Consider the following 25,013-nt stretch of genomic DNA (forward strand, 5'->3'; position numbering starts at 1 on the left):
AATTATGGCTGATAGAAATTTAAACTATCAGCCGTAAATGATTTTTTTATGAACCTATAAATAAACAGGAGGAGAAAAATGGGTAGATACCTATTAAAGAGAATCATTGCTTTAGGCATTACTTTATTAATTATTGTTAGCTTAGCTTTTGTTACAATTAGATTTATGCCGGGAAGCTTTATTGATGACCCCCTAATGACTGAGGATGTTAAAAAGGCTATTGAAGATAAGTATCATCTTAACGACCCACTTTATGTTCAATATGGTTATTTTCTAAAAGACTTTATTAAATTAGACTTTGGAGTTTCTGTAGCAATCCAAAAGAAAGTACCTGTTAATGAAATATTAAAAAAGAAAATTCCTGTATCAATGCAGTTAAATATATTCTCATTATTACTTACTATACCATTTGGAATATTGTTTGGCATTATTGCTGCGATAAAAAAGAACAAAATACCAGATCATTTGATTTCTATTATGGTTATATTGTTTATATCAGTGCCATCATTTATTTTCGCAAGCCTATTACAATACTTTTTAGCATTTAAACTTAAATTGTTTCCAATACTACTATCAACAGATCCGGGCTTAACATTGAATAAGCTCTATTCAATTATACTACCTGTTTTAGCATTATCATTCTGGGGTATTGCAGTAATCACGAGGTATTTGAGAGCGGAACTATGTGATGCAATAAATTCTGAATATATGTTATTAGCTAGAGCTAAAGGACTTTCTAATTTTCAAGCTGTGGTTAGGCATGCAATACGTAATTCTTTTATTCCTTTAGCTAATATAATAATTCCAATGTTTACTTCAATTTTGGGAGGTTCATTAGTTATAGAGAAGATATTTGGAGTACCAGGTATGGGAGGTCTTCTTATTGAAGCGATTAATACCAATGACCATTCAGTTACTGTAGGTATATTATTTTGGTATTCGTTAATTACCTTATTAACAGTTTTAATTGTAGATTTATCATATGGAGTAATTGATCCTAGAATTAGAATAGGTGGTAGTAAAAATGAGTAACAACACAATTCCAGAATATAAAATTGATAAAAGTGACTTTAAGCTTGTAGAAAGAAAGAATGAGATTAAAGATGACAAGATGCAAGGTAAAGCGATAGGTTTTTTTAGAGATGCCTTACAAAGATTTATTAAAAATAAAGCCTCAATAATAGCATTTTGTGTTATATCATTTATTGTATTAATGTCTTTAATTGGACCTAGTATGAATGCCTATACTTTTAGGCAACAGAATGTTGAGTGGTCTTATTTACCTCCTAAAATTAAAATGTTAGAAAAAACGCCATGGTTTAATGGTTATGCAAACAAAGAGATTTTAAAGAGTAATATGGAAACTAAATATAAAGGTTCAATTGTTAAAGTTATTAAGGAATATACTAAAAAGAACAAAGAAATGGCAACAGTTCAACTTGATATGTATAAGTATAAAGGTGCAGAAGGTAAATATTTTTGGTTTGGTACCGATTCATTAGGAAGAGATCAATGGACTAGGCTCTGGAGGGGAGCACGAATATCTTTTATTATTGCACTGTTAGCAGTAAGTGTTAATATGTGTATTGGCGTAACTTATGGCTCAATTTCCGGCTATTTTGGGGGAACAATTGATCTTTTTATGCAACGATTTATTGAGATTTTAAACGGAATACCTCGAATAGTAATTGTTGTTTTGTTTGTTTTTTATGTTGGGCCAGGTATAGTGCCTATTGCTTTATCCTTTGTTATTAAGGGATGGATAGGAATGAGTAGAATGATAAGAGCCCAGTTTTTTAGGTATAAAAATATGGAATATGTTTTGGCTTCAAGAACTATGGGGGCCTCTAATAAGCTCTTAATTTTTAGGCATATATTACCAAACGCAATTGGTCCAATTATTACAAAGACTACCTTGGCGATACCTGGGGCTATTTTTAGTGAAGCATTTTTGGCCTATATTGGTTTAGGTCTACAGGCTCCAGAGCCATCAATTGGTGTATTATTAGCAGCTGGTCAGGAAGTTCTTTTAGAATATCCATTTATGACTATATATCCAGCCATTTTAATATCATTGCTAATGGTTTCATTTAATTTATTTGGTAATGGTTTAAGAGATGCGTTTGATCCTACATTAAGAGGTGTTGAATAATGAGCCGCAAGAAAATATTAGAAGTAAAGAACATAGATATAACATTTAATACATATTCGGGAGTAGTAAAAGCTGTAAGAGATGTCAGCTTTAATCTCTTTGAGGGTGAAACTTTAGCAATTGTAGGTGAGTCAGGGTCTGGTAAATCGGTAACAGCAAAAACTATAATGGGACTACTGGCTAAAAATGCGAATATTGAAAATGGTAAAATTATATATGAAGATAAGAATATCTTATTACATAGTGAAGATCAAATGGTCAAGTTAAGAGGCTCTAAAATTGGTATGATTTTTCAAGATCCTATGTCATCGCTTGACCCTATCATGAAAATTGGGAAACAAATAACTGAGGCAATAATCTTAAGAAAAGAGTGTAGTAAGGAAGAAGCAAGAATAAAAGCTATAGAATTAATGAAATCCGTAGGAATCGATCAAGTTGAAAAAAGATTTGAGCAATTTCCTTTTCAATTTTCTGGTGGCATGAGACAAAGAATTGTAATTGCCATAGCTTTGGCTGGTGATCCTAATGTTTTAATTTGTGATGAACCTACTACAGCTTTAGATGTAACAATTCAAGCCCAAATACTAGACCTAATAAAAGATATACAGCAGAAAAGAAATTTGTCTGTAATTTTCATTACTCATGATTTAGGAGTAGTTGCTAGTATAGCAGATAGAGTTTGTGTTATGTATGCTGGAAAAATAATTGAAAAAGGTTTAACAAAAGAGGTTTTTTATAACCCAAAATCACCATATACTTGGGCCTTACTATCTTCAATGCCTGATGTTAATATGAGCTCAAATGTAGATCTTTATACAATAAAAGGAACACCTCCTAATATGCTTTATCCACCAATAGGCGATGCATTTGCTTCGCGAAATGAATACGCCTTAGAAATAGATTATAAAAAAGAACCACCTATGTTTAAGGTGTCGGATACCCATTATGCCTCAACTTGGTTATTACATGACTATGCTCCAAAAGTTGAAATGCCTAAAATATTGCAAGATAGAATAACACGAAAGTTAGAACCAATTAAACAGCACTATAAAAATACTATAGATAATAAGCAAAGCAATGAAGTTGTGTTATCTGTAACAGATTTAAAGCAATATTTTTCCGCAGGCAGAGGTAAGAAAAAAATAACCGTTAAAGCTGTGGATGGCATTAGTTTTGATATTAAAAAAGGTGAAACATTTGGTTTGGTTGGAGAATCTGGTTGCGGTAAAACAACTACAGGTAGAACTATAATTAGACTATACAAGCCGACCTCTGGAACGGTAGAGTTTAAACAAGAGATAATATCTTCAAAATTAAATAAAGTAACACGTAAATTAGTAACTAGTGGAATACAAATGATTTTTCAAGACCCTATAGCGTCACTTAATCCCAGAATGACTGTAAAAGAAATAATCGCTGAGGGATTAAAAATTAACAAGCTATGTGATAGTAAACAAGAAATTGATAAAAAGGTATATGAAGCATTAGAGTTAGTTGGCTTAACCTCAGAACATGCCACAAGGTATCCACACGAATTTTCTGGAGGGCAGAGACAAAGAATTGGAATTGCTAGGGCAATAATTTCAAAGCCTAAATTAATAATTGCAGATGAACCTATATCTGCTTTAGATGTATCAATACAGGCTCAGGTTCTAAACTTGTTAAATGAGTTGAAGCGTAAATTAGGATTAACTATTTTATTCATTGCCCATGACCTATCAGTAGTTAAATACTTCTGCGATACAATAGCAGTAATGCATAAAGGAAAAATTGTTGAAAAAGCTAAATCTAATGAACTGTACAGTAACCCAATACATCCGTATACAAAATCACTATTATCAGCGATTCCAGTGCCAGATCCAGACTATGAAAAAAAACGTAAGAGAATAACTTATAAACACTTAGAAAATGAAAATATGGCTAGTGAACTAAGAGAAATAACTACTAATCATTATGTTCATTGCACTAAGGATGAGTATAAAAACTATTTAAGCATAATTAGTTAAATAAACTAACAAAGAATTATACCCTTGTAGAGAAAATGTAAAAAGCCGATATTTCCTCCACATAGCCAGGTGTACCTATTGGTGCACCTCTACAAGGGTTATAATATTAAAACAAAAAAATATCTATTAAAACAGAAATATAGCTAAGAGTTAAACTCAAGATGTGCTGTAAGCTAATTTCTGTTTTTGTTCTCTACCATAAAAATTGAGTAAAAAGATATAAATTTTTGTAAAAATCTCAATAGATCCACTAACAAGAGCTCTTTTTTAGCTATAATAGAGAAAAGAGGGTGAAGGTATGTCTAAAAATAAAACAGTGTTTGTTTGTAATGAGTGTGGCTCCGAGACCCCGCGTTGGTCTGGTAAATGTACCTCATGTGGAGCATGGAACACTTTAGTTGAAGTTATAGTCAATAAAAAAAGTAAGGCATCTACTAATAAGCATATGGCTGGTCAAACAAGTAAGCCAGTTTTATTAAATAAAATTGTTTCAGGAAATGAAATTAGATTTAGCAGTGGTATTAAGGAGCTTAATAGAGTATTAGGTGGTGGTATAGTTCCTGGTGAAATGGCTCTTATAGGAGGAGATCCAGGCATAGGTAAATCTACCCTACTACTACAAATGGCCATTAAACTTACCCAAAATGGAATTAAGGTTTTTTATGTTACGGGTGAGGAATCTGTTCAGCAGGTTAAAATGAGAGCTGAACGATTAGCTGGAGAGAATGAAGATATTTATTTAATGGCTGAAACAGATGTGGATTTAATAATTCAAAATATCCATCAAATTAATCCGCAAATAGTTATCATAGATTCTATCCAAACTTTAGTAACTAGTGAGATAGGGTCAGCTCCAGGTAGTGTTAGTCAGGTTAGAGAGTGTGCTGGTAGATTACTAAAAATAGCTAAAGCCAAAGAAATAGCGGTATTTTTAGTTGGTCATGTTACTAAAGAGGGTTCAATTGCTGGACCACGGGTACTAGAGCACATGGTAGATTGTGTATTATACTTTGAGGGAGATAATTATAACTCTTTTAGAATATTAAGGGCAGTTAAAAATCGCTTTGGTTCCACTAATGAAATAGGAGTATTTACTATGGAAGGTCATGGTTTAGAAGAGGTTAGTAATCCCTCTGCTCATTTATTAAGAGAGCGAGAGTCTTCTGCCATAGGATCTGTTGTAACTGCAACAATGGAGGGAACTCGACCTGTTTTGGTGGAGATTCAATCACTGCTAACAGACACTAATTATGGAACACCTCGTAGAATGACTAATGGCGTAGACTATAATAGAACAGCAATGTTGATGGCCGTTTTACAGAAAAGAGCAGGCCTCTATTTAAGTCAGCAAGATGCCTATGTAAACGCTATTGGAGGTATAAGAGTTAATGAGCCAGCAGCAGATTTAGCTATTTGTTTATCAATCTACTCTAGCTTAAACAATAATGAAGTATCACCAAGCCTTTTGGCGGTTGGTGAGGTAGGTTTAACAGGAGAAGTAAGGGCAATTTCTCAGTTATCTTTACGGGTTGCAGAGGCTGAAAAAATGGGTTTTAAATCAATAATAGTTCCTAAACAAAGCCTAAAAAACCTTAAACAAAAATATGTAATAGAGGTTATTGCAGTTAAAAATATTAATGAGGCATTACGAAAAATATAAAACTGACCACTAAATTAAGTGGTCAGCATTAAAAAATAACCATAATAATATAATAATAATACGTAACTACGATAATCTGTAAATACCAAAAGTATCAATTCTATTTTGTTCTTTTGCAATAATATTATCTAATTTTAATCCAAAAATATTTAATAATGCCGACATATAGAATAGACATCTACCAAGCTCGTTCTCAATAGCATCTTTACAAGAGTTACATAACTCACCAGAAAGGTGATTGCTCATGTGCTCTTTAACTTCGTGGTATGATGTAATATTGTTAGGTATGTTTTGACATTCGCCCTTAATAGTTACACAGCCACAACTGGTCACTGCTTTAGCAATGGCACGGTTAAGACGGGCATTAGATTCTTGAAGTTTAGAAGTAATATCCAGAATACTGCGGTGACGTATTAAGTTTTCATCAACAGACTCCTGGAATTTAGAGAATTGTGAATTTTCCATGCCGTTCACCTCTCGTCTCAATTTCACACTAAAATTATACTTATCTATCTTGTATAATGTCAAATTTATTTGAATAAAAATTAAATAAAATTTGTCGCTGTGTGTAAAGTAACTAAAATATGTATCATATGTGTAGAATTTTTGATAATTTAAGGTGGACTTTTTAAATATATGTATAAAGATATATTTGTTTAATTACACTAACAGAATAATTTTTTTTAACTATAAGATTATGTTAAAATATAAACTATAACTTAATATTAATGAATACTCTTTAATTATTGGCGTAGATACTTTATAATGTGCATTGTATACGAAAGAGGGGGGTGTAGCTAGTGAAATTAATGCGTTGGGTAATAGCCATAGTAGCACTTTTAATTGGGTATCAGTTAACATTTGATGCCTTGCCAACAGTGCTTAATTTCTTTAACGTTACAGCTGATAAATCAACACAAAATATCATAACAATATTTAGTAGCTTAATCTTTGCAATTATATTTTTTATTATTACTCCCTACATCTTCCGTAGAATGGTATACTATGTTGACTCAGTGAATATTCGTTTTCAGAAAACCCCTGCTCAAGACATAGTTGTGTGTATAGTTGGTTTAGTGTCTGGACTTATATTAGCTAATTTATTAACTATACCATTAGTGAAAATACCTTTTATAGGATCTTATCTGCCTGTAGTAGCTAATGTGTTACTTGGCTACTTGGGCTTGATGATAGCTTGGCGAAAACGAGATGAACTGGCAATTTTATTGGCCTTAAATAAAAATAGATCTACATCAAAAAATGCTCAAATGGCTGCCATAAAAGTGCTAGACACTAGTGTAATTATTGATGGAAGAATCGCAGACATCTGTAGTACTGGAATAATTGAAGGCACAATAGGAATACCTATATTTGTATTGCAGGAGCTTCAATACATAGCTGATTCTGCAGATGCATTAAGGCGAAACCGTGGACGTAGAGGTTTAGATGTTTTAAATCGAATGCAAAAAGAACTTGGGACCCAAGTAAAGATATTTGAGAGAGATTATCCAGATATAACTGAGGTAGATAGCAAACTAATAAGCTTAGCACAAGATCTAAATGCTACAATAATTACAAATGACTATAACCTTAATAAAGTATGTAGAGTACAAAGTGTTGAGGTTCTTAATATTAACGAATTAGCCAACTCGGTAAAACCAGTAGTATTGCCTGGTGAAGAGATGTCGGTTTTAATTATCAAAGATGGAAAAGAAAACAGTCAGGGTATTGGTTATCTCGATGACGGTACTATGATTGTAGTAGAAGGTGGCAGAAAGTTCATAAATGAAGCTGTTAAAGTAGTTGTAACAAGTGTATTGCAAACAGCTGCTGGACGTATGATATTTACAAAGCTCTCTGAGAAAGCGAGTTAAAAAATAATGAATGTAAGCTCAATAATATTAGCAGCTGGTAAAGGAACTAGAATGAACACCTCGAGTAATAAGATACTCTTAACTCTTGGTGGACATTCTCTTTTATCTTATAGCGTTAATATTTTTAATAAAGCCGAAAAAATAAACGAAATAATAATTGTACATGCCTTAAATGAAAAAAAACATTTAATAGAAAGTCTCAAAGAAATTAACTTTGTTAAACCAGTAAAGTATGTTTTAGGAGGTAAATCACGCCAAGAGTCTGTTCAAAACGGAATAAAAGCCGTAGATAACAGCTGTGAATATATAGCAATTCACGATGGGGCACGCCCCTTTATATCAGTTGATTTTCTTAATGATATACTAATTAAAGCCATTGAAACAGGTGCTGTGATACCTGCGTTACCTGTGAAAGATACAATTAAAATGGTTGAAAACAATAAAGTTATAGGTACCTTAGAGCGGAAAAAACTCTATGCTGTACAAACCCCACAAATTTTTAAACTTAAAACATTTTTAATACATCAAAACAAACAAATAGCTGTAACTGATGACGCTTCATTAATTGAGGGTAATTACCCTGTTACAATTTTTCCTGGAAGTTATTATAATAAAAAAATAACTACTCCAGAGGATCTTTTATTTGCCGAGGCAGTTATAAGAAAGGTTGAACATCTAAAATGGTAAAAACGGGATTTGGCATAGATATTCACCAGCTAAAGCAAGGTAGAAAATGCATTTTAGGGGGAATTGAAATACCCTCAGATATTGGACCATATGGACATTCAGATGCAGATGTAGTAATTCATGCGCTAATAGATGGATTATTAGGTGCTACGGCTCTTGGTGATATTGGGCAGTGGTTTCCAGATACAGATGATAAATATAAAGATATTGATAGTGCAATTTTACTTACAGAAGTTGTAAATACCCTCGGCCAAAAAAACTATATAATTAACCATATAGATATAAATATAGTAGCTGAAAAGCCTAAAATTGCCCCTTATGTTGTTGCAATAAGAGAGAACCTAGCTAGTCTATTAAGAGTAAATTTTAACTCTGTTAGTGTTAAAGCAACTACTGCTGAAAAAATAGGTTTTATAGGTAGAAAAGAAGGCATAATGGCAACGGCTACTGTAACAATATTTGAACAAACAAATAATAAAAAAAAACTAGACTATAAAGTAGACTATAAAAAATTAACTCCTATGGCACTTGCCTATATGGGTGATGCTGTTTTAGAGCTTTATGTAAGAAGGTATCTTTTATCAAGGGGAGTAAAGAAAGGTGCCCAGCTCCAAAAATTAGCCTTAGAATTTGTGTCAGCTAAAGCCCAAGCCCAAATGATTAAAGATAATATGCACTTGCTTACTGAAAAAGAGCATGATGTTTGGCGCTGGGGTAGAAACTCAAGGGGTGGTAATGTGCCCAAAAACACTGATCCAGTAAGCTATAGATTCAGCACAGGACTAGAGACCCTTATTGGTTATATTTATTTTAGTGAAGATATGGAACGTTTAGAGGAGCTTATAAACATCTTAATAGAAAATAAAAAAAATAAAGTGGAGGAACTAAAATGATAAAAGTTAACTTGCTTGCTCATACCCCCAACCCAGAGAGAACAGTAGCAGCAGCTGCACGTTTGTGTTATTCAGCTGTTGGTGCTGAAGATTTACACAAAGACTTATCTGAAAAACAAGTGAAAAACCTAATAAAAAAACTAGGATCAATGGGACACACCTCTACTTTTGAGCATGCCTCATTTACCTTTGCCATAGAGGGAGTAAGTAGAGTATTAACTCATCAATTAGTTCGTCATAGAATAGCCTCTTATAGCCAAAAATCTCAGCGTTATGTAACCGAAAAGGATTTTGAGTATATAGTGCCAAAGGCAATTGCTGAAAACCAAGAAGCCCTAAAAATCTATGAAAAACAAATGCAATCAGCACATGAATCATATGTTAAACTAATGCAATTAGTCCATAAAGAAGACGCCCGTTATGTATTGCCTAATGCTACAGAGACTAAAATAGTAGTAACAATGAATGCTCGTACTTTATTGCATTTCTTTAGCAAACGTTGCTGCTTAAGAGCCCAAACAGAAATAAGAGAACTGGCAGACAAAATGTTAGCTTTAGTTAAAGAAGTAGCACCCAATCTTTTTGAAGTAGCAGGACCCTCATGTGTAACAGAGGGTGTATGTTATGAGGGTAAATTAACCTGTGGACGAGCTAAAATAGTGAAGTAATACTAATCAATATTTAATAGACAATTAAAATGTTTGCTGTTAAGGCTCTAAACTTTTACAGGCAAAGGTAGTACATTAGTATGTTTTTGGTTGTGGAAGTTTGTAGAACGCAGAGAGCAAACTATTTTAGCAGTCTAAGGAGGTAGTCATATGCAACTTGAAGGCAGACAATTAGTGATAAGTGCCTTAAAGGAAAACAAACAAATTGAAAAAATACAAATGTTACGAAATGCTTCGGGCGATATAATTAATGAAATATACAAACTAGCTAAAGATAAAAGGGTACCAATAATTAGGGTAGAGCGACAAAAACTAAATTCCATAAGTAAAACCAATAATCATCAAGGTGTCATAGCTATATTACCAACATGGCAGTATAGCGAATTAGATGATGTACTGACAAAATGCTCCAAAAAAGATGGTTATCCATTTTTACTTATGCTCGACCACTTAAATGACCCCCATAACTTCGGTTCTATAATAAGAACTGCCGATGCTGCTGGAGTAGATGGTATAATAATTCCACACCGCAGAAGTGTTGGCATAACCGAGGTAGTAATGAAGGTTAGTGCAGGTGCAATAACCAACGTACCAATTGTAAAGGTAACAAAGCTTAACAATGTACTTCAAGACCTTAAAAAACAAGGTTTTTGGGTAGTTGGTACCGATGCCAATACCGATAAAATGATTTATGATGTAGACCTAAAAATGCCCATAGTAATGCTAATAGGTAGTGAGGGCAAAGGATTAGGTAAACCTATAAAAGACAAGTGTGACTTTTTAGTAAAGCTACCCATGAAAGGACACGTATCATCCCTAAACGCCTCAGTAGCGGCAGGGATTTGTATGTTTGAGGTAGTAAGACAACAAGAGGCTGTTCGATAGAGCAGCCTCTTGTTGTCTTATGTATCTGCAATGCCCAATATAGGGGATGGCCTTGTGCCATCCTATGTTAATTATAAAGTTAAACCCAACAAAAACACTTTCCCCAAAAACAAGTGACTAACCACAAGGTGGGGTCTGGCCTCAACAGGACTAACTTTACCTAATTATCTAGTAAACATTATGGCTGAAAGAAATAACTATCTTACAGCACGAGGCCTGACCCCTGTTACAATTAACCCGTTAGGCAATAAGATATCAGTATGTACAATTTACATGATAATTAATGCATAAATGCAATATCCAATGTAAGGGATGGCCTTGTGCCATCCTATGTTAATTATAAAGTTAAACCCAACAAAAAACCTCCCTCCCAAAACGTTTGACCAACCTCAAAGTGGGGTCTGGCCTCAACAGGACTAACTTTACCTAATTATCTAGTAAACATTATGGCTGAAAGAAATAACTATATCACCAGCACGAGGCCTGACCCCTGTTACAATTAAACTGTTAGGCAATAAGATATCAGTATGTACAATTTACATGATAATTAATGCATAAATGCAATACCCAATGTAGGGGATGGCCTTGTGCCATCCTATGTTAATTATAAAGTTAAACCCAACAAAAACACTTTCCCCAAAAACAAGTGACTAACCACAAGGTGGGGTCTGGCCTCAACAGGACTAACTTTACCTAATTATCTAGTAAACATTATGGCTAAAAGAAATAACTATCTTACAGCACGAGGCCTGACCCCTGTTACAATTAAAGCGTTAGGCAATAATAAACCATTTGCAAAAAGATGTCAGTGTTGTTGAGTAATTATTAAATTATATGTTAAAATATAGGTAAAAATGTAGAGGTGAGATATGAGAGACATTAAAGGTGAGAGTAATACTATAAATATTTTTGAAGGAGACATAAAAAATAAAGAAAGTATTGATAACTTTGTAATTGGCACACAAATTATTAATAATCCAACTCAAAAGCAAGATGAAATTAAATATGAAATAAAGCAAGGAAAGTTAAGACTTAACAAAAATGTGATTTCAATAGTAGGTGGGTCATTCTCTTTAGTAGGATTACTAGGGTTTATATCAAGTATATTTACAATAGTTGGAGGTATAAAAGACGGACAATTTTTGGAGTTAACCCCCATTAGTAATTATTATTTTATTTCATTACTCATTGGAATACTAGTTTTATTCTTCAGTATTAAATTGAGGAAAAAAAGAATAGTTAGCATATTTTCAAAGTATATATTTGGCTTTCAATTAGGGTTGTTTAAAGATGGGACAGTAGCTAGGTTAAAGATAGCTAGTAGCTGTCCAAAACAAAATTGTGGCGGTAAGCTAAATTTTTACTATAACGAGAATGAAGATAAGTACTATTTTATATGTTCAAGAAATTCGAGTCAACATAGATTTGAGTTTGATTTTACCACATTAGAGTATTAACAAATTGCTTGCTAGTTATATAAAAATTGCTAGTGCCTTGGTTGATGTATATTTCTGAAGTTTCTATTTAGGAGATAATATAACTTTGATTGAATAATTGAACATGTTTGATTACATATTTGATATATCATATTGTATTTATTTAATATTTCATATAAAAGAGGGTGCTATTATTGAAAATCGCAACAGTAACCAGAGAGAATCATTTTGACGTAAAAGATATCAGTGAATTATTAGTTAAAGAATTATACTCATATAATGAAATATTAACAGATTTCAAAAGTATGAATGAACCTTATCAATTAATATGTCGTTCATATAGTCATTTTCTTGAAAATATAAAGCAAAGTAACTATAAAAAGCCTATGCAAGTAAAACATGATATTATTAATACATTAAATTCCTTTTTATCATCATCTCAGAAATATCTGGATAAGGTTAAAAGAATATTAATAAAAACATTTCCCAATGAGATACCTACTCCTTCTCACATTATAAAAAGAACGAAAAATAAGAACATAAAAGAAGGTGAGAAAATATATTTGGAAATAACAATGAAAATTTATGACTCTAGTTTTGAATATAGGTTAACTTATAATATGAGAAATTATTGTCAACATACAGGACATCAAGCATTTACGATACTTAAAAATAAAAATGGAATTAATATATTACTTTCTAAGAATGAATATTTAAATGACCATTTGGGTATTCAAAATCCTTTGAAAAAAGAGTTAGTGAAAATGAACATAGATGATTTAGATATTCTCAATATTTTCAGTAAATATATGAGTGATATTAAGGGAATGAATAATGAGTTTCTTAATATAATGATTAAAGAAAAAATAGCAGATGCAATAGTTGCAGGATATCAAATATTACATAAATTTCCAGAAAGAAAGGTTTATGAAGAATGGGTGTTTATTAAGGATAGTAGCTTTGACGGTGAAAATTTTAATGGTGACATAATTTCTTTCAACTATGTATTAGCTAATGATTTAGCAAAAGATAACTTAAGGAGTTTTCATTCTCTGGTGTAAATAGTTATTTAACTAATAATGGATTTCCAAAAATTGAAGATAGTATGATTTTCAATGGCTTAGATTTAGTAAAAACTAATGATTATTCTTGGGAAAAGTATTATGAAAATTACTCATTTAATGGTGAGTATTACGCTTTGTATTTTCCTTTATTTATGGAGGCAAACAACAAGAAAAAGATATTTGATAAAATAGTAGGTAATAGGAAGTAGGTCTGTTTAATGTTAGAACATAAATCACTCCTAACAACATTTATTATAAATTTGAAAATACCTTACGATTACAAGGTAATTGTTCTCACGCATTGTGTCTTTTTTGCATGCGTATTTAACAAGCTTACTTGAAATAAACAGTTTGTTTAGCAGAGCTCACGTCTTATTAGTTTTTAAGTAAGCTATGGTTCAACTGCCAATGTTCGCCACTGAATGGCCTTGTGCCATCCTATGATTAATATAAAGCAAACCCACCAAAAACCCTCTTGGATGGAATAAATAACTATATCACCAGCACGAGGCCTGACCCCTGTTACAATTAAACTGTTAGGCATTAATAAAAGCTCTGATAAAACCTGTTTAACACATCACAGCTTAATCAAACGTTATTCCGCAGAGCCTTACGGCTTGCTAGTTTTTAAGTAAGAAACCGTATGCAAATGCCAGTATATGCTGCTGGGACACATCATTCGGGTTGTGGTTTTTACCACTTTGTTAGTTAAATGAAACTTTAAGCTGTAAAGCTACGTAGGATATTGCCTCAAGAAATGTCCCGAGTTTCAGGCTGTCGGTACGTTTGGTCATCAGTCTTCGTAGCGGCGTATGGCAATACGCCTTATGTACCAAAGGCACACTTCATATGCCGTAAAGCATACTTCATCCCTAAGAGGTACTTCATTTGCGAAGTGTCTTCATGTGCTAAAGCACACTTTAGGACTGTGACAATTAACCCGTTAGGTATTAAGATATGTGTAAGCATAAAAAGCAATTTCCAAAGCGTCCGTGGAAAGAAAATACCCCCCAATTTGACGATTAAACAATATACCAGTATAATATTAGTTACGTTGTAACAGGTCGAATTATGTATAATGGGGGCGATATATGTGGATATGATGTGCCAAAGAGAGGTAGCATCTCCGTTTGAGTTTCTACCCGAAGAGAAGATTGTTGAAGCAGCAAAAGATGGTAGCCATTATGCATATGAGTTTATTTTTAGTCGCTATCGAGGCTTTGTTAGAGCTAAGGCGCGCTCTTACTTTTTAATAGGAGCAGATAGAGAAGATATAGTTCAAGAGGGAATGATAGGTTTGTATAAAGCTATCCGTGACTATAGAACAGATAAGCTTGCCTCATTTAGAGCCTTTGCTGAGCTGTGTGTTACTCGTCAAATAATTACCGCAATAAAAACTGCAACACGCCAAAAGCACATACCATTAAACTCATATGTATCACTGAATAAACCCGTATATGACGAAGAATCAGACCGAACTTTATTAGATGTGTTAAAAGGAAGTAAAATAACTAATCCTGAGCAATTAGTGATAAACTTAGAAGCCTATCAAGCCATAGAACATAAGCTAACAGAAATTCTTAGTGAACTCGAATGGCAAGTGTTAATGTTTTATCTTGATGGTAAATCGTATCAAGAAATTGCTGTAGATTTAAACCGACATGTTAAGTCTGTAGATAACGCTTTACAGAGGGTAAAAAGAAAGCTAGAAAAATACTTGGAAGATAGAGAATAAAAAAACTAAAAAGCTATTGACATTTGCAGGTGACTTATATATAATTTATTACGCGTCCTGAATCCATAGGGTGTTTAGGAGAGATGCCCGAGTGGCTAAAGGGGGCGGACTGTAAATCCGTTAGCGAAGCTTACACTGGTTCGAATCCAGTTCTCTCCACCAATACGCGGGTGTAGCTCAATGGTAGAGCCCCAGCCTTCCAAGCTGGTCATGAGGGTTCGATTCCCTTCACCCGCTCCATTTATTTAAATGGGGTGTTTTTTTTTACCTATAAATTATGCTCTCATAGCTCAGGAGGTAGAGCGCGTCCTTGGTAAGGACGAGGTCACCGGTTCAACGCCGGTTGAGAGCTCCATATAAAGAACTGCCGTTTAGGCAGTTTTTTTGTGCATTAAATTACCAACGTAGGGGCTAACCTTGTGTTCGCTTGTGTTTGACATTATGTAACCCCACCAAAAAACTCCTACCCCAAACGGCATGACATAACCTCACGGCGGGGTCTGGCCTCAACAGGACTAATTTTACCTTAATCATTTAGTAAGCATATGGCTGAAAGAAATAACTACTTTACCAGCACGAGGCCTGACCCCTGTTACAATTAACCCGTCAGGATTTAAGCTACAGTAAGAGATAGCTCAATTATGAAAGCGTCAGTGGAAAGAAAGTATAACAAAAATTATGTTACTACAGTATATATTATTGACTAACTAAGTACATACTGGTAAAATGTCGATGAAATCCAATGGTAATTATATTTCTAAGGAGGTCAGGAAATGGCTAAACAGAAGTTTGAACGCAATAAACCACACGTTAATATCGGAACAATAGGTCACATTGACCACGGTAAAACAACTTTAACAGCGGCTATTACAAAAGTTTTAGCAGCAGCAGGAACTTCAGAAGAAGTTAAATTTGAAGATATCGATAAGGCTCCAGAAGAGAGAGAGCGCGGTATTACAATTAATACAGCTCACGTTGAATATGAAACAGCTGACAGGCATTACGCTCATGTAGACTGCCCAGGTCACGCTGACTACGTTAAAAACATGATTACTGGTGCAGCACAAATGGATGGAGCTATTTTAGTAGTATCAGCTGCTGATGGCCCAATGCCTCAAACACGTGAGCACATTCTTTTAAGTCACCAAGTAAACGTACCTTATATCGTAGTATTTATGAATAAGGCAGACATGGTAGATGATGAAGAGCTTATTGAATTAGTAGAAATGGAAGTACGTGAATTATTAGACCAATACAAATTCCCAGGAGATGACACTCCATTCGTAGCAGGATCAGCCTTAAAGGCTTTAGAATGTGGTTGTGGAAGTCGTGACTGTGAGTGGTGTGGTCAAATTCTAAAATTAATGGATGAAGTAGATGCCTACATTCCATTGCCAGAGCGTGCTGTAGATAAGCCATTCTTAATGCCAATTGAGGACGTATTCTCAATTACAGGCCGTGGTACAGTAGCTACAGGCAGAATCGAACGTGGAATTGTTCACGTAGGTGATGAAGTAGAAATCGTAGGTATGATGGATCAGCCTCGCAAAACAACCTGTACAGGTGTTGAAATGTTCCGTAAATTAATGGACGAAGGTATGGCTGGAGACAACGTAGGTTGTTTATTACGTGGTATTGGTCGTGCTGAGATTGAGCGTGGTCAAGTATTAGCTAAACCAGGTAGTATTAATCCACATACTCATTTTAACGGAGAGGTATACGTATTAAAAAAAGAAGAGGGCGGACGTCATAAACCATTCTTCGCAGGATACCGTCCACAGTTTTTCTTTAGCACAACAGATGTTACAGGCGTTATTGAGTTACCAGAAGGTGTAGAAATGGTTATGCCTGGAGATAACGTACAAATGACAATTAAATTAATCACCCCAATTGCTATTGAGCAAGGTACAAGTTTTGCTATCCGTGAGGGTGGAAGAACTGTTGGTGCTGGAATTGTTACTTCTATTATTGAGTAGTAAATCGCAAAATAACTAACAATTTAAAATAATAGGTATATTGAGTTGTTAACACAACTCAATATACCAATATACATTAGCAATAATATTCATTTGACTTTAAAGGTATATTAAATTAGGTAAATAATAATATGCATAGGTGTATTATTCCAAAGTATACCTATGTAAATTAAGGCTAATTTCATGAAACTATGAGGGCGAATTAGTAATGCAATTTGGCATTAAGGTAGTTGTACAAAGCAGTTAAAAAGCCTTGAGCTTGTTTTCGGCTTTAATTACAGCTTTTTTTATTGTAAATTAAAATAGTTTTATTGACATGTATTTTAATATGTGGTAGTTTTATTGGGTACCCTTATGAGTGCATCGAGGTTTAGTATACCTTAAGATATAAATATAGATGGAGGTGCCCGTTATGCGCGTGGGAATTACTTTGGCTTGTACAGAGTGTAAGCAACGTAATTATAGGACAAGTAAGAACCGTCGAACCCATAATAACCGTATTGAGTTAAACAAATATTGCAAGTTTTGCCGAAAGCATACCCTGCATCGGGAGACCAGATAGGCAATAAAAAAGGATGTGTCACTTATGTCTACAAAAGCTCAACCCCAAAAAAAGAAGTCGAGATTTAAGTTTTTTAAGGAAGTTCGTGCCGAGTTAAGAAAAGTTAATTGGCCTGGACGATCTGAGTTAGTTACAGCTACAGGAGTTGTAATAGCAACTGTAGCGGGTGTAGCTATGCTCGTACTATTGTTTGATTCTGCTTTCTCTCAACTCTTACAACTAGTTTTATAATGAGTAACGAGGAGGGAACGGTTTAACCGGTAAGAATGTCAGATAAAAGATGGTATGTCGTTCATACTTATTCTGGTTATGAGAATAAGGTAAAAACTAATATGGAAAAACGTATAGAGTCTATGGAAGTATCTGATAAGATTTTTCGCGTAGAGGTACCTACTGAGGAAGTTACGGAAGTCAAGAACGGGCAAACCCGTACTGTCGAACGTAAAATATTTCCTGGGTATGTTCTTGTGCAAATGATTATGACAGATCATTCATGGTACGTTGTACGTAACACGCCTGGTGTTACTGGTTTTGTTGGACCAGGATCACGTCCTGTGCCATTAGAGGATCACGAGGTGGATAATTTATTGGGCGAAGCTGAATTAGAAGACGTAGTGCTAAAGGTTAGTTATGAAGTTGGTGAAGTCGTTGTTGTTACAGACGGACCATTCAAAAACTTTAGTGGAGTTATTGAAGAAGTGTCAGCTCCAAGACAACGCCTAAAAGTACGTGTTTCTATGTTTGGTAGAAATACACCTTTGGAACTCGATTTTAATCAAGTAAAAAAAATTAATTAAAGGATTTAAGGAGGTGCAAACATGGCTAAAAAAGTTATTAATTTAGTTAAATTGCAAATACCTGCAGGTAAAGCTAATCCAGCTCCTCCAGTTGGACCAGCATTAGGTCAGGCTGGCGTTAACATAATGCAATTTTGTAAAGAGTTTAATGCCCGCACTCAAAAGGATAATGGTTTAATTATTCCTGTAGTAATTACTGTATATCAGGATAGAAGTTTTACATTTATCACTAAAACACCACCTGCAGCAGTATTATTAAAGAAAGCGGCTGGCGTTGAGTCTGGTTCTGGTGAGCCTAATCGAACAAAAGTTGCAACTGTTACAAAACAACAGGTTAAAGAAATTGCTGAGCAAAAAATGCCTGATTTAAACGCAGCTAACATTGAGTCAGCTATGCGTATGATTGAAGGTACAGCTCGCAGCATGGGATTCGTAGTTAAAGAAAACTAATTGAATTATTTAATGTGGGAGAGAATTATCGTTTGAACCACTAGGAGGTATAGAAATGGCAAAACAAGGAAAACGCTATTCAGCAGCTAAAGAGCTTGTGGATCGTGATCGTTTGTATGATCCACTAGAAGCGCTAGAATTAGTTAAAAAGAATGCTACTGCAAAATTTGACGAGACAATTGAATTAGCTGTTAAGCTGGGTGTTAACCCACGTCATGCTGATCAACAAGTTCGTGGTGCTGTAACAATGCCTGCTGGTTTAGGCCGTACAGTACGCATGGTAGTTTTTGCTAAAGATGATGCGGCAGAGGCAGCTAAAGCAGCTGGTGCTGATATGATCGGTGACGAAGAAGTAGCTAAAAAAATTCAAGGCGGCTGGATGGATTTTGATTTAGTATTAGCGACACCAGATATGATGAGAGTAGTTGGTCGTTTAGGTAGAGTATTGGGTCCTCGTGGTTTAATGCCTAACCCTAAAGCTGGTACTGTAACTGCTGATATCGCTAATGCGGTTAAAGAGTTTAAGGCTGGTAAAATTGAGTACCGTGTTGAGCGTGCTGGTATTGTACATGCTCCAATCGGTAAAGCGTCATTCAGCGTAGAAGATTTGAAATCAAACTTTAATGCTTTAATGGGAGCTCTTATGCGTGCTCGCCCTGCGGCTGCTAAAGGTCAATACGTTAAAAGCGTAGCTGTATCATCTACAATGGGACCTGGCATCAAGATTAACCAACAAAAAGCTTCAGAGTAATTGCATTAATAACCGATTAACCTAATAAACACTATTGTAAAATTATTTATTGACAGATTAAAAATTATATAGTAAAATACTTTTTGGCTGTAGACAGTAGGAGCCTTTGGCTTAATATCCTACCGAGGTTCTTAGGTTAATTAATTACGCTATGATGCGTTTGTTATACCTGCCTCTATGTCTATACCATAGAGGCTTTTTAATTTATATAAATTTTTATCGTAACAATTTGATTATACAAATCGCACATTTGTTAAGGAGGTGGAAAAATGAGTATGCGTGAAGATAAGCAGCGTCAAGTTTCAGAAATTCGTGAGAGATTTGAGAAAGCTAAATCAGTAATTCTAACCGATTACCGTGGAATTAACGTAGCGGATATGACTGAACTTCGAAAGCAATTACGTGAAGCAGGTATTGAGTATAAGGTATTGAAAAATACATTAGTTAAAATTGCTTTAGAGGGTAAAGAGGTTGATGAAATAAAAGACTCTTTACAAGGCCCAACAGCTTTAGCATTTGGATATGATGATCCTGTTACAGCAGCTAAAATTTTAAGTGATTTCAGTAAAAACCACGAAAACAATTTACCTGTTGTTAAAGCCGGTATTTTAGAAGGTAAAGTAATTGATACCGCTGGTGTTACAGCTTTAGCAGACCTTCCATCAAGAGAGGTATTACTTTCTATGGTTTTAAGTGGTATGCAGGCTCCTATTACTGGTTTTGTACGTGCATCAAACGGTATTATCTCAAGTTTAGTATATGCATTAAATGCTGTTCGTGAACAGAAAGAACAAGCATCTTAAAATAAAAAAAATTGTGGAGGTACAATTATGAATAAAGAGCAAATTATTGAAGCTATTAAGAATATGACTGTTATGGAGTTATCTGAGTTAGTTAAAGAGATGGAAGAAATTTTTGGTGTTTCTGCTTCTGCTCCTATGGCTATGGCTATGCCTGGTGCTGGTGCTGCTGCTGAAGTTGAAGAGCAAACAGAATTTGACGTAATCTTAAAGAGCTTTGGTGCTAAGAAGATTGCTGTAGTTAAAGCTGTTCGTGGAATCACAGGTTTAGGTCTTGTTGATGCTAAGAAATTAGTAGACGAGTGCCCATCTACAATTAAAGAAGCTGTCTCTAAAGAGGAAGCTGAAGAGTTCAAGAAGCAGCTAGTGGAAGCTGGCGCTGAAGTAGAACTTAAGTAATAGTATAAAAAAAATAAAAAAGCACTTAAAGTGCTTTTTTTTTATCAAATAATTTGACAAATCATCAATAATTTGTTATCATTTTTTATTGCTATGATTTTGTAAAGACAAGCGATTAAAGCTAATTATAGTGTTTATGAAAATGAGTCTAAAAACAGGTTGATTAACGTTTGAGATTCATAATATATGGCAGAAAATTGTCGAATTAGCAATCGTTTGCTGATGAGGGGGATTCCCTCTTTTTTGCTTTTGCTGAAAAAAAACAACCAAGGGGTGAAGATCTGTATGACGACCCAAAAGGTTAGGCTAGGACGCCGTACCAGACACACATTTGCTCGTACACAAGAAGTTTTGGAAATGCCAGATCTTATCGAAATTCAACGAGAATCTTATCGTTGGTTTGAACAGGTAGGATTAAGAGAAGCATTTGATGGTATTTCTCCAATTCAAGATTTTACAGGAAATCTAAAGCTTGAGTTTTTAGATTACTATTTTGGTAAGCCAAAATATTCTGTTGATGAAGCCAGAGAAAGAGATGTAACTTACTCTAGACCATTAAGAGGTAAGGTTAGACTTATTAATCAAGAAACTGGTGAGGTTAAAGAGCAAGAGGTCTTTATGGGAGATTTCCCAATAATGACTGAAACAGGTACATTTATTTACAATGGAGCTGAACGAGTAATTGTTAGTCAATTAGTGCGTTCTCCAGGAGCCTATTACAAGAATCCTGTTGATAAAAATGGAAACCAACTAGTTGAAGCAAAGGTTATACCTAATAGAGGTGCATGGATAGAATATAATTATGACAGACGTGGAATTGTTACGGTAAGAATAGACCGTAGTAGAAAAGTACCAGTAACCACTTTTATTAGAGCTTTAGGTTATGGTTCAGATGCCCAGATTTATGATTTATTAGGTCAGGGTGCTAGAGTGGCAGCAACATTAGAAAAAGATTCTACTAAGAGTGAAGAAGAAGGTTTACTCGAAGTATATCGTAAAATTAGACCAGGTGAGCCACCCACAGTTGAAACATCTAAATCTTTGTTAAATGCTATGTTTTTCCAAAATAAAAGATACGATTTAGCTAAGGTTGGAAGATATAAATTTAATAAAAAACTTGCTCTATCTAAACGCATTAAGGGATGTATCTCAGCTGAAACAATATTAGCTACAGAAGATATTTACCAAGGAAAAACGGTTGTTAATCAAGATACAGGTGAGATTATTTCTCAAATTGGAGAACTAATTGTTGCCAAAGGTGAAGTTTTAGTTGAATCGGGTCAAAAGATTACTGATGAGATTATTATTAAACTACAAAAATCTGGAATTAACAGTTTATGCGTGACTTTAGAGGATAATAGAATTATAAGAATTATTGGTAATGGCTTTGATAAAAAAACATGGCAAGATAAGCTCTTAAAAAGAACTATTACAGAGCCTATTCTTGTTAACGATGAAGTAATTATTCCTAAAAATACTTATATAGATGAAGACCAATTAAAGCTCGTAGAAAGTAATTTAGAAGAATTATATGGTGCTTTAGTTACATTGAAAACATTGAAGGAACAAACAGTACAAGTAGTATTGGCAGATGAATATTTGCCTAATAATGCCAAGTGTTTAGTAAAAGCAGATATCATTGCTACAATTAGTTATATCTTTAACCTCCTTGAGGGAATAGGTAGATTTGATGATATAGACCATTTAGGTAATAGAAGACTACGCTGTGTAGGTGAACTATTACAAAACGAATTCCGTACAGGTTTATCTCGTATGGAGCGTGTTGTAAGAGAACGTATGACCATTCAGGATACTGAATCTGTAACACCACAGGCGCTTATAAATATAAGACCTGTAGTTGCTAAAGTTAAAGAATTCTTTGGCAGTAGTCAGTTAAGTCAATTTATGGATCAAACAAACCCACTAGCAGAGTTATCTAACAAAAGAACTCTAAGTGCCTTAGGTCCTGGTGGATTAAATCGTGATCGGGCAAGTTTTGACGTTCGTGATGTACATCACTCACACTTTGGCAGAATTTGTCCAATTGAAACACCTGAGGGTCCTAACATTGGTTTAATAGGCCGTTTAGGTACCTATACTAGAGTTAATGAGTACGGTTTTATGCAAACTCCTTATCGAGTAGTAGATAAAGAGACACATTCCGTAACAGATGAAATAAGGTATTTTACAGCTGATGAAGAGGAAGGATATTTCTTTGGTCAATCAGATGTAAACTTAGATTCAGAAACAGGGCGTATTTTAGATGAGCAGGTGCCAGTTCGTGTAAATAAAGACGTAAGGGCAGTGAGGCCTGATAAAGTTGACTTTATTGATGTTTCACCAAAGCAAATCTTTAGTATAGCCACAGCCTTAATACCATTCTTAGAGAATGATGATGCGAGTAGAGCCCTAATGGGAGCAAACATGCAGAAGCAGGCTGTACCGCTTTTAGTGCCCCAGGCCCCTATAGTAGGTACTGGCATGGAGCATAAAGCCGCAAAAGACTCTGGCCATGTTATTATTGCTAAAAATAAAGGCAGAGTAAGCTATGTTTCTGGCAGAAGAATAGAAATAACTACCGAGAATGGTAGAGTAGATAAATATAAACTAAAGAAATTTGAGAGATCTAATCAAGGTACATGTATCAATCAAAGACCTTTAGTAGCCTTTAATGAAGAAATTAATAAAGGTGACATTATTGCTGATGGTCCTTCTGTAGATAAGGGAGAATTAGCTTTAGGTCGTAATATGTTAGTTGGATTTTTAACCTGGAATGGTTATAACTATGAGGATGCTATCATTATTAATGAGAACATTGTAAAAGACGATGTATTAACATCTATTCATATAGAAGAATACGAGGCTGAAGCCCGTGACACTAAGCTAGGTCCAGAGGAAATTACTCGAGACATTCCTAACGTAGGTGAAGATGCCTTAAAAGATCTTGACGAACGTGGAATAGTTAGGATTGGTGCGGAAGTTAAGTCTGGAGATATTTTAGTAGGTAAGGTTACTCCTAAAGGAGAAACAGAGTTAACTGCTGAAGAGCGTTTGTTAAGAGCCATTTTTGGTGAAAAAGCTCGTGAAGTAAGAGATACCTCTACTCGAGTACCTAATGGTGCTGAGGGTATGGTTGTTGATGTTAACGTATTTACCCGTGAGAACGGTGATGAACTGCCACCAGGGGTAGACCAACTAGTTAGAGTATACGTTGCTCAAAAGCGTAAAATCTCTGTTGGTGACAAAATGGCTGGACGCCATGGTAATAAAGGTATTGTTGCACGTATTGTACCAGAAGAAGATATGCCATTCTTACCAGATGGAAGACCACTTGACATAGTGTTAACACCACTAGGAATTCCTTCTCGTATGAATATTGGTCAGCTCTTTGAGACCCACTTAGGCTGGGCAGCCAGTGAGTTAGGTGTGCATATAGCAACTCCAGTTTTTGATGGTGCTACAGAAGATCAAATTAGAGAATGGCTTAAAAGAGCTGGCTTACCCGAAAAAGGTAAAACAGTACTTTATGATGGTCGTACTGGTGAAAGATTCCAAAATGAAGTAACTGTGGGATACATTTATATGCTTAAGTTATTCCATTTAGTAGACGATAAAATTCACGCGCGTTCAACTGGTCCTTACTCTTTAGTAACCCAACAACCACTAGGTGGTAAAGCGCAGTTCGGTGGACAGCGTTTTGGTGAGATGGAAGTATGGGCATTAGAGGCTTATGGTGCGGCTTACACCTTGCAGGAAATGTTAACTGTTAAGTCAGATGACGTTGTAGGTCGTGTTAAAACCTATGAGGCAATTGTAAAAGGCGAAAACATACCTGAGCCTGGAATACCCGAATCGTTTAAGGTACTAATAAAAGAAATGCAAAGCTTAGGTTTAGACGTTAGAATTACTTCAGGTGAAGATGTGGTAGAAGCAGAGTTCGAAGATAATGCCAACAATGATGTAGAGATTGAAAACGAGCTAAAGAATGTTCCTACTCCAGAGCCTAAAACTCAAGAACAGGATCCACAAGATTATGAAGCTGAGAATGATGAAAGTGAAGCATATTCTAATGAAGATGAAGCAGAATCAGAGGCTATTGCTATAGCAAGTGCTGAAAGTGAAGTTGAAGATAAAGAAATGACTCTTGAAGAGCGAATTGCCAAACTTAGTGAATTAATTAGACCACGAGATGATCTAAACTAAAATATGGATGAATTA

The 25,013-nt window shown here is 34.8% G+C and carries 23 protein-coding genes, 3 tRNA genes, 1 pseudogene and 1 other annotated feature; of the genes and pseudogenes, 26 read left to right on the forward strand and 1 reads right to left on the reverse strand.

From position 1 onward, the window contains the following. The first annotated feature begins 78 nt into the window (after nt 1-78). From IMX26_RS13855 to radA, 4 genes are all read left to right on the forward strand, one after another. Nucleotides 79-1,032: an ABC transporter permease gene (locus IMX26_RS13855; protein ID WP_195158967.1), complete on the forward strand. Its 954-nt coding sequence runs from the start codon at nt 79-81 to the stop codon at nt 1,030-1,032. After that, the gene (locus IMX26_RS13860) at nt 1,025-2,152 is read left to right on the forward strand and encodes an ABC transporter permease (protein WP_195158968.1); all 1,128 of its coding nucleotides are present in this window, start codon (nt 1,025-1,027) and stop codon (nt 2,150-2,152) included. The genes IMX26_RS13855 and IMX26_RS13860 overlap by 8 nt, the downstream gene beginning before the upstream one ends. Then, nucleotides 2,152-4,158, forward strand: a complete 2,007-nt coding sequence (locus tag IMX26_RS18180; protein ID WP_195158969.1) for an ABC transporter ATP-binding protein — start codon at nt 2,152-2,154, stop codon at nt 4,156-4,158. The genes IMX26_RS13860 and IMX26_RS18180 overlap by 1 nt, the downstream gene beginning before the upstream one ends. 298 nt (nt 4,159-4,456) lie before the next feature. After that, nucleotides 4,457-5,818, forward strand: a complete 1,362-nt coding sequence (gene radA / locus IMX26_RS13870) for a DNA repair protein RadA (RefSeq protein WP_195158970.1) — start codon at nt 4,457-4,459, stop codon at nt 5,816-5,818. Between the two features lie 66 nt (nt 5,819-5,884). On the opposite strand, the gene IMX26_RS13875 is transcribed toward radA, so the two are convergent. Continuing rightward, a complete protein-coding gene (locus IMX26_RS13875) occupies nt 5,885-6,283 on the reverse strand; it encodes a DUF1573 domain-containing protein (RefSeq protein WP_195158971.1) in 399 nt (132 codons plus the stop codon). Nucleotides 6,284-6,627: 344 nt separating this feature from the next. Here IMX26_RS13875 and IMX26_RS13880 point away from each other — a divergent pair, with 344 nt between their 5' ends. The 22 genes and pseudogenes from IMX26_RS13880 to rpoB all read left to right on the forward strand — a co-directional run bounded on the left by IMX26_RS13880 (nt 6,628) and on the right by rpoB (nt 24,998). Beyond that, nucleotides 6,628-7,692, forward strand: a complete 1,065-nt coding sequence (locus tag IMX26_RS13880; protein WP_195161413.1) for a PIN domain-containing protein — start codon at nt 6,628-6,630, stop codon at nt 7,690-7,692. Between the two features lie 6 nt (nt 7,693-7,698). Next, nucleotides 7,699-8,379: a 2-C-methyl-D-erythritol 4-phosphate cytidylyltransferase gene (gene ispD / locus IMX26_RS13885; RefSeq protein WP_279324863.1), complete on the forward strand. Its 681-nt coding sequence runs from the start codon at nt 7,699-7,701 to the stop codon at nt 8,377-8,379. Then, a pseudogene (gene ispF / locus IMX26_RS17970) lies at nt 8,373-8,843 on the forward strand (2-C-methyl-D-erythritol 2,4-cyclodiphosphate synthase); the annotation flags it as partial. The gene ispD and the pseudogene ispF, both read left to right, overlap by 7 nt. Before the next feature lie 72 nt (nt 8,844-8,915). Then, nucleotides 8,916-9,272 (forward strand): ribonuclease III domain-containing protein, encoded by a 357-nt coding sequence (locus IMX26_RS17975; RefSeq protein ID WP_243259364.1) that lies wholly within the window; start codon nt 8,916-8,918, stop codon nt 9,270-9,272. Next, complete coding sequence (thyX, locus tag IMX26_RS13895) at nt 9,272-9,940, forward strand: FAD-dependent thymidylate synthase (protein WP_195161414.1); 669 nt, start codon at nt 9,272-9,274, stop codon at nt 9,938-9,940. The genes IMX26_RS17975 and thyX overlap by 1 nt, the downstream gene beginning before the upstream one ends. Before the next feature lie 150 nt (nt 9,941-10,090). Beyond that, nucleotides 10,091-10,825 carry a 23S rRNA (guanosine(2251)-2'-O)-methyltransferase RlmB gene (rlmB, locus tag IMX26_RS13900; protein WP_195158974.1) on the forward strand — a complete coding sequence of 245 codons (735 nt, stop codon included), beginning with the start codon at nt 10,091-10,093 and terminating at the stop codon, nt 10,823-10,825. An 869-nt stretch (nt 10,826-11,694) separates the two neighbouring features. Then, nucleotides 11,695-12,282 (forward strand): hypothetical protein, encoded by a 588-nt coding sequence (locus IMX26_RS13905; RefSeq protein WP_195158975.1) that lies wholly within the window; start codon nt 11,695-11,697, stop codon nt 12,280-12,282. A 173-nt stretch (nt 12,283-12,455) separates the two neighbouring features. Beyond that, the gene (locus IMX26_RS13910) at nt 12,456-13,322 is read left to right on the forward strand and encodes a hypothetical protein (RefSeq protein ID WP_195158976.1); all 867 of its coding nucleotides are present in this window, start codon (nt 12,456-12,458) and stop codon (nt 13,320-13,322) included. Between the two features lie 44 nt (nt 13,323-13,366). After that, entirely contained in the window at nt 13,367-13,534 is a 168-nt protein-coding gene (locus IMX26_RS13915) for a hypothetical protein (protein ID WP_195158977.1), read from the forward strand. A gap of 884 nt (nt 13,535-14,418) precedes the next feature. After that, nucleotides 14,419-15,060: an RNA polymerase sporulation sigma factor SigH gene (gene sigH / locus IMX26_RS13920; RefSeq protein WP_195158978.1), complete on the forward strand. Its 642-nt coding sequence runs from the start codon at nt 14,419-14,421 to the stop codon at nt 15,058-15,060. A 77-nt stretch (nt 15,061-15,137) separates the two neighbouring features. Further along, nucleotides 15,138-15,222: transfer RNA gene (locus tag IMX26_RS13925), tRNA-Tyr, on the forward strand. 4 nt (nt 15,223-15,226) lie between these two features. Further along, nucleotides 15,227-15,300: transfer RNA gene (locus IMX26_RS13930), tRNA-Gly, on the forward strand. 39 nt (nt 15,301-15,339) lie between these two features. Continuing rightward, nucleotides 15,340-15,415, forward strand: a tRNA-Thr gene (locus IMX26_RS13935). Nucleotides 15,416-15,833: 418 nt separating this feature from the next. Beyond that, entirely contained in the window at nt 15,834-17,036 is a 1,203-nt protein-coding gene (gene tuf, locus IMX26_RS13940; RefSeq protein WP_195158979.1) for an elongation factor Tu, read from the forward strand. A 397-nt stretch (nt 17,037-17,433) separates the two neighbouring features. Next, nucleotides 17,434-17,598 (forward strand): 50S ribosomal protein L33, encoded by a 165-nt coding sequence (rpmG, locus tag IMX26_RS13945; RefSeq protein WP_279324864.1) that lies wholly within the window; start codon nt 17,434-17,436, stop codon nt 17,596-17,598. 24 nt (nt 17,599-17,622) lie between these two features. Beyond that, nucleotides 17,623-17,829 (forward strand): preprotein translocase subunit SecE, encoded by a 207-nt coding sequence (gene secE / locus IMX26_RS13950; RefSeq protein WP_195158981.1) that lies wholly within the window; start codon nt 17,623-17,625, stop codon nt 17,827-17,829. Between the two features lie 35 nt (nt 17,830-17,864). Next, a complete protein-coding gene (nusG, locus tag IMX26_RS13955) occupies nt 17,865-18,395 on the forward strand; it encodes a transcription termination/antitermination protein NusG (protein WP_195158982.1) in 531 nt (176 codons plus the stop codon). A 21-nt stretch (nt 18,396-18,416) separates the two neighbouring features. Continuing rightward, the gene (gene rplK / locus IMX26_RS13960; protein ID WP_195158983.1) at nt 18,417-18,845 is read left to right on the forward strand and encodes a 50S ribosomal protein L11; all 429 of its coding nucleotides are present in this window, start codon (nt 18,417-18,419) and stop codon (nt 18,843-18,845) included. A 55-nt stretch (nt 18,846-18,900) separates the two neighbouring features. Then, complete coding sequence (rplA, locus tag IMX26_RS13965) at nt 18,901-19,596, forward strand: 50S ribosomal protein L1 (RefSeq protein ID WP_195158984.1); 696 nt, start codon at nt 18,901-18,903, stop codon at nt 19,594-19,596. 69 nt (nt 19,597-19,665) lie between these two features. Further along, nucleotides 19,666-19,807, forward strand: a sequence feature (ribosomal protein L10 leader region). Nucleotides 19,808-19,865: 58 nt separating this feature from the next. After that, a complete protein-coding gene (gene rplJ / locus IMX26_RS13970; protein WP_195158985.1) occupies nt 19,866-20,399 on the forward strand; it encodes a 50S ribosomal protein L10 in 534 nt (177 codons plus the stop codon). A 27-nt stretch (nt 20,400-20,426) separates the two neighbouring features. Next, nucleotides 20,427-20,795, forward strand: coding sequence for a 50S ribosomal protein L7/L12 (rplL, locus tag IMX26_RS13975; RefSeq protein WP_195158986.1), 369 nt, complete (start codon nt 20,427-20,429; stop codon nt 20,793-20,795). 285 nt (nt 20,796-21,080) lie between these two features. Then, entirely contained in the window at nt 21,081-24,998 is a 3,918-nt protein-coding gene (rpoB, locus tag IMX26_RS13980) for a DNA-directed RNA polymerase subunit beta (RefSeq protein WP_195158987.1), read from the forward strand. Nucleotides 24,999-25,013 lie beyond the last annotated feature (15 nt).

It is taken from the genome of Clostridium sp. 'deep sea' (genome assembly GCF_014931565.1).
In the GTDB taxonomy this organism is placed as follows: domain Bacteria; phylum Bacillota; class UBA994; order PWPR01; family PWPR01.

Excerpts from the sequence above, each read along its gene's own strand:
- secE (WP_195158981.1), top strand. The coding sequence starts at position 17,623 with ATGTCTACAAAAGCTCAACCCCAAAAAAAGAAGTCGAGATTTAAGTTT.
- rpoB (WP_195158987.1), top strand. The coding sequence starts at position 21,081 with ATGACGACCCAAAAGGTTAGGCTAGGACGCCGTACCAGACACACATTT.
- radA (WP_195158970.1), top strand. The coding sequence starts at position 4,457 with ATGTCTAAAAATAAAACAGTGTTTGTTTGTAATGAGTGTGGCTCCGAG.
- IMX26_RS13875 (WP_195158971.1), bottom strand. The coding sequence starts at position 6,283 with ATGGAAAATTCACAATTCTCTAAATTCCAGGAGTCTGTTGATGAAAAC.
- nusG (WP_195158982.1), top strand. The coding sequence starts at position 17,865 with ATGTCAGATAAAAGATGGTATGTCGTTCATACTTATTCTGGTTATGAG.
- rplL (WP_195158986.1), top strand. The coding sequence starts at position 20,427 with ATGAATAAAGAGCAAATTATTGAAGCTATTAAGAATATGACTGTTATG.
- rplA (WP_195158984.1), top strand. The coding sequence starts at position 18,901 with ATGGCAAAACAAGGAAAACGCTATTCAGCAGCTAAAGAGCTTGTGGAT.
- IMX26_RS13860 (WP_195158968.1), top strand. The coding sequence starts at position 1,025 with ATGAGTAACAACACAATTCCAGAATATAAAATTGATAAAAGTGACTTT.
- IMX26_RS13855 (WP_195158967.1), top strand. The coding sequence starts at position 79 with ATGGGTAGATACCTATTAAAGAGAATCATTGCTTTAGGCATTACTTTA.
- IMX26_RS13880 (WP_195161413.1), top strand. The coding sequence starts at position 6,628 with ATGCGTTGGGTAATAGCCATAGTAGCACTTTTAATTGGGTATCAGTTA.
- rplJ (WP_195158985.1), top strand. The coding sequence starts at position 19,866 with ATGAGTATGCGTGAAGATAAGCAGCGTCAAGTTTCAGAAATTCGTGAG.
- ispD (WP_279324863.1), top strand. The coding sequence starts at position 7,699 with ATGAATGTAAGCTCAATAATATTAGCAGCTGGTAAAGGAACTAGAATG.
- IMX26_RS17975 (WP_243259364.1), top strand. The coding sequence starts at position 8,916 with ATGGGTGATGCTGTTTTAGAGCTTTATGTAAGAAGGTATCTTTTATCA.
- rplK (WP_195158983.1), top strand. The coding sequence starts at position 18,417 with ATGGCTAAAAAAGTTATTAATTTAGTTAAATTGCAAATACCTGCAGGT.
- rpmG (WP_279324864.1), top strand. The coding sequence starts at position 17,434 with ATGGAGGTGCCCGTTATGCGCGTGGGAATTACTTTGGCTTGTACAGAG.
- IMX26_RS13905 (WP_195158975.1), top strand. The coding sequence starts at position 11,695 with ATGAGAGACATTAAAGGTGAGAGTAATACTATAAATATTTTTGAAGGA.
- tuf (WP_195158979.1), top strand. The coding sequence starts at position 15,834 with ATGGCTAAACAGAAGTTTGAACGCAATAAACCACACGTTAATATCGGA.
- IMX26_RS18180 (WP_195158969.1), top strand. The coding sequence starts at position 2,152 with ATGAGCCGCAAGAAAATATTAGAAGTAAAGAACATAGATATAACATTT.
- IMX26_RS13915 (WP_195158977.1), top strand. The coding sequence starts at position 13,367 with ATGATTTTCAATGGCTTAGATTTAGTAAAAACTAATGATTATTCTTGG.
- rlmB (WP_195158974.1), top strand. The coding sequence starts at position 10,091 with ATGCAACTTGAAGGCAGACAATTAGTGATAAGTGCCTTAAAGGAAAAC.